The following is a 2,937-nucleotide window of genomic DNA, read 5'->3' as shown; positions in this document are numbered from 1 at the left end:
CCTGGCGCCAGACGGCCCGGGTCAGGCGAGCTTCTGCAGCACCTTCCGCAACCCCCCGACCAGCTCGTCGATCTGCGCCTCGGAGATGATGAGCGGCGGCGACATGGCGATGATGTCCCCCGTCGTGCGGATCAGGAACCCCGCGTCGTAGGCGGCGAGGAAGGCCTGGAACGCCCGCTTGGTCGGCTCGCCGGCGATCGGCTCGAGCTCCACCGCCCCGATCAGCCCCTCGTTGCGGATGTCGATGACGTGCGGGCAGTCGCGCAGCGAATGCAGCGCCGCCTCCCAGACCGGCGCCAGCTTCGCCGCCCGCTCGAACAGCCCCTCCTCGGCATAGACTTCGAGCGTCGCCAGCCCCGCCGCCGCCGCGATCGGGTTGCCGGAATAGGTATAGCCGTGGAAGAGCTCGATCAGATGCTCGGGCCCGGTCATGAAGGCGTCGTGGATCGCCCCCGTGGTCAGCACCGCCCCCATCGGGATGACCCCGTTGGTCAGCCCCTTGGCGCAGGTGATCATGTCGGGCAGCACGCCGTACTTCTCCGCCGCGAAGGCCGCGCCCGTCCGCCCGAAGCCGGTGATGACCTCGTCGAAGATCAGCAGGATCCCGTGCCTGGTGCAGATCTCCCTGAGCCGCTCCAGATACCCCTTCGGCGGGATCAGCACGCCGGTCGAGCCCGCCACCGGCTCGACGATCACCGCCGCGATCGTCGAGGCGTCGTGCAGCGTCACGATCCGCTCGAGCTCGTCGGCCAGCTCCGCCCCATGCTCCGGCTGCCCCTTCGACCAGGCGTTCCTGCCCGGCAGATGCGTGTGCGGCATGTGATCGACGCCGGTCAGCAGCGTCCCGAAGAACTTGCGGTTCGAGACGATGCCGCCCACCGAGATGCCGCCGAAGTTCACCCCGTGATAGCCGCGCTCCCGCCCGATCAGCCGGGTCCGCGCCCCCTGCCCGATCGCCCGCTGATAGGCGATGGCGATCTTCAGCGCCGTCTCGACCGACTCGGAGCCGGAGTTGGTGAAGAAGGCATGCTCCATCCCCTCCGGCGCGATCCCCATCAGCCGGTTGGCCAGTTCGAAGGCCTTCGGATGCCCCATCTGGAAGGCCGGCGCATAGTCCATCTCCGCCGCCTGCTCGGCGATCGCCTGGGAGATCCGCGGCCGGCAGTGCCCGGCGTTGCAGCACCAGAGCCCGGCCGTCCCGTCCAGCACCTTGCGCCCGTCGCTCGTCGTATAATGCATCCCGTCGGCGGCCACGAACATCCTGGGCGCCTGCTTGAACTGCCGGTTGGCGGTGAACGGCATCCAGAAGGCGCGCAGATCGTTCGGAGCGCGGACGGCACGGTGCGACATTTCTGGCTACCCCCTGGCTGACGCCCGCAGGGAAACGTCTCGACCCGCGGGCGAAATTCGTGTTTTATCGACCGGATGGTCAAATTCGGACGCTACCACCCGGCAAGGGGGCGTCAAGCGGATTCCCGGGGGGACGCGAGCGACAGATGACCCGCGCCGCATCGCGCCAGAACCCGACCCGCATCCAGCGCGAGAAGACCGAGGCGATCCTCGCCGCCGCGCTCGAGGTCTTCTCCACCATGGGCTTCCGCGGCGCCACGCTCGACCAGATCGCCGAGACGGCCGGCCTCTCCAAGCCGAACCTGCTCTACTATTTCGCCTCCAAGGAGGACGTGCATCGCATGCTGCTCGAGCGGCTGCTCGACACCTGGCTCGAGCCGCTGCGCCAGCTCGACGCCGCCGGCGACCCCGGCGAGGAGATCGGCGCCTACATCCGCCGCAAGCTCGAGATGGCGCGCGACTACCCGCGCGAGAGCCGCCTCTTCGCCGGCGAGATCCTGCGCGGCGCCCCGCACATCGCCGACCTCCTCGCCGGCCCGCTGAAGGCGCTCGTCGACGAGAAGGCCGCGATCATCGCCGGCTGGGCGGCCCAGGGCCGCATCGCCCCGGTCGACCCGCGCCACCTCATCGTCACCATCTGGGCGGTCACCCAGCACCATGCCGACTTCGCCGCCCAGCTCGACGCCCTCTTCGGCCCCGACGACTCGCGCCGCTTCCGCGAGGCCGAACGCTTCCTCGCCGGCCTCTTCGACCGCGGCCTCGCCCCGCCGGATCACCCCCAGGGTTAATGCGCCACTCGCATTTCGACTGACTGCTGGCAGCGAAGAAAGCCGAGCGGATTCCGCCTGTTGCCTGACGTGCATGACATTCGTTCTCAGCTCTCTCCCCGAAGCGCCGTTTACGAAACCCTCCCCGCACCCGCGCCCCGGCAGCCCGGGACGTGTAAAACTTCACGTGGTTTCGAGCTTTCCGGATGGAAGTCATGACGCTCCTGGGAATCACCTTCGCGCCCGCCACGGCCTCGCCGCCCGTCACGACGACGGCCACGACGACGGCCACGACGACGGCCACGACGACGGCGGCGGCCGGCGTCTCGGCCGTCGCCGCGCCGCCGCCGGCGCTCGGCACGCCGGCCACCGCCCCGGCGACGCGGCACGGCTTCGGCGGGTCGCACCGCGGCGAGGAGGAGCTCCGCCGCACCTGGCGGGTCGCCGACGTGATGGCGGCGATCGGCGGCGGCCCGCGCGCCCGGCACATCATCGAGGCGGCCAGCCGCCCGGGGCCGGTCGAGCCGGGCAGCCTCGTCGAGGCGGTGAAGGCGCTCTGCCCCGCGCCGACGCTCCCCGACTCCAGCCGCACCGTCTGAGCCGCCTTAACCCTTTCCTAACCATTCCATTCCCGGCGGCCCGGTCCGGCGGCATACTCCGCAGCGTCCACGACCTGCCGGAGCGCCATGCATATCGCCGCCTGCCCCGCCGCCGCGGCCCGCCCGACGCCCGGCGCCCGGCGCCGCGGCTGCGGGCCGCCGTTATACTTCCTCAACAGAACTGCGCTACCGGTGATTCGGCCGCCGCGCCGGCCGGCAGC

3 protein-coding genes are annotated in these 2,937 nt (G+C 70.9%); 2 read left to right on the top strand and 1 reads right to left on the bottom strand.

Annotation, left to right across the window (positions count from 1 at the left end; translation table 11 throughout):
- Positions 1-21: 21 nt before the first annotated feature.
- Positions 22-1,350, bottom strand: a complete 1,329-nt coding sequence (locus Q0112_RS04770; protein ID WP_297972158.1) for an aspartate aminotransferase family protein — start codon at positions 1,348-1,350, stop codon at positions 22-24.
- Positions 1,351-1,496: 146 nt separating this feature from the next.
- Here Q0112_RS04770 and Q0112_RS04765 point away from each other — a divergent pair, with 146 nt between their 5' ends.
- Both Q0112_RS04765 and Q0112_RS04760 read left to right on the top strand, forming a co-directional pair.
- The gene (locus Q0112_RS04765) at positions 1,497-2,138 is read left to right on the top strand and encodes a TetR family transcriptional regulator C-terminal domain-containing protein (protein ID WP_297972155.1); all 642 of its coding nucleotides are present in this window, start codon (positions 1,497-1,499) and stop codon (positions 2,136-2,138) included.
- A gap of 194 nt (positions 2,139-2,332) precedes the next feature.
- The gene (locus Q0112_RS04760; RefSeq protein ID WP_297972152.1) at positions 2,333-2,716 is read left to right on the top strand and encodes a hypothetical protein; all 384 of its coding nucleotides are present in this window, start codon (positions 2,333-2,335) and stop codon (positions 2,714-2,716) included.
- Positions 2,717-2,937: the final 221 nt, after the last annotated feature.

Source organism: uncultured Amaricoccus sp. (genome assembly GCF_937858865.1).
In the GTDB taxonomy this organism is placed as follows: domain Bacteria; phylum Pseudomonadota; class Alphaproteobacteria; order Rhodobacterales; family Rhodobacteraceae; genus Amaricoccus.
Note: the sequence above shows the minus strand (reverse complement) of the source record. Positions and strands in the feature narration are given on the sequence as shown.

Coding starts and splice junctions, on each gene's coding strand:
- Q0112_RS04760 (WP_297972152.1), top strand. CDS start 2,333: ATGACGCTCCTGGGAATCACCTTCGCGCCCGCCACGGCCTCGCCGCCC.
- Q0112_RS04765 (WP_297972155.1), top strand. CDS start 1,497: ATGACCCGCGCCGCATCGCGCCAGAACCCGACCCGCATCCAGCGCGAG.
- Q0112_RS04770 (WP_297972158.1), bottom strand. CDS start 1,350: ATGTCGCACCGTGCCGTCCGCGCTCCGAACGATCTGCGCGCCTTCTGG.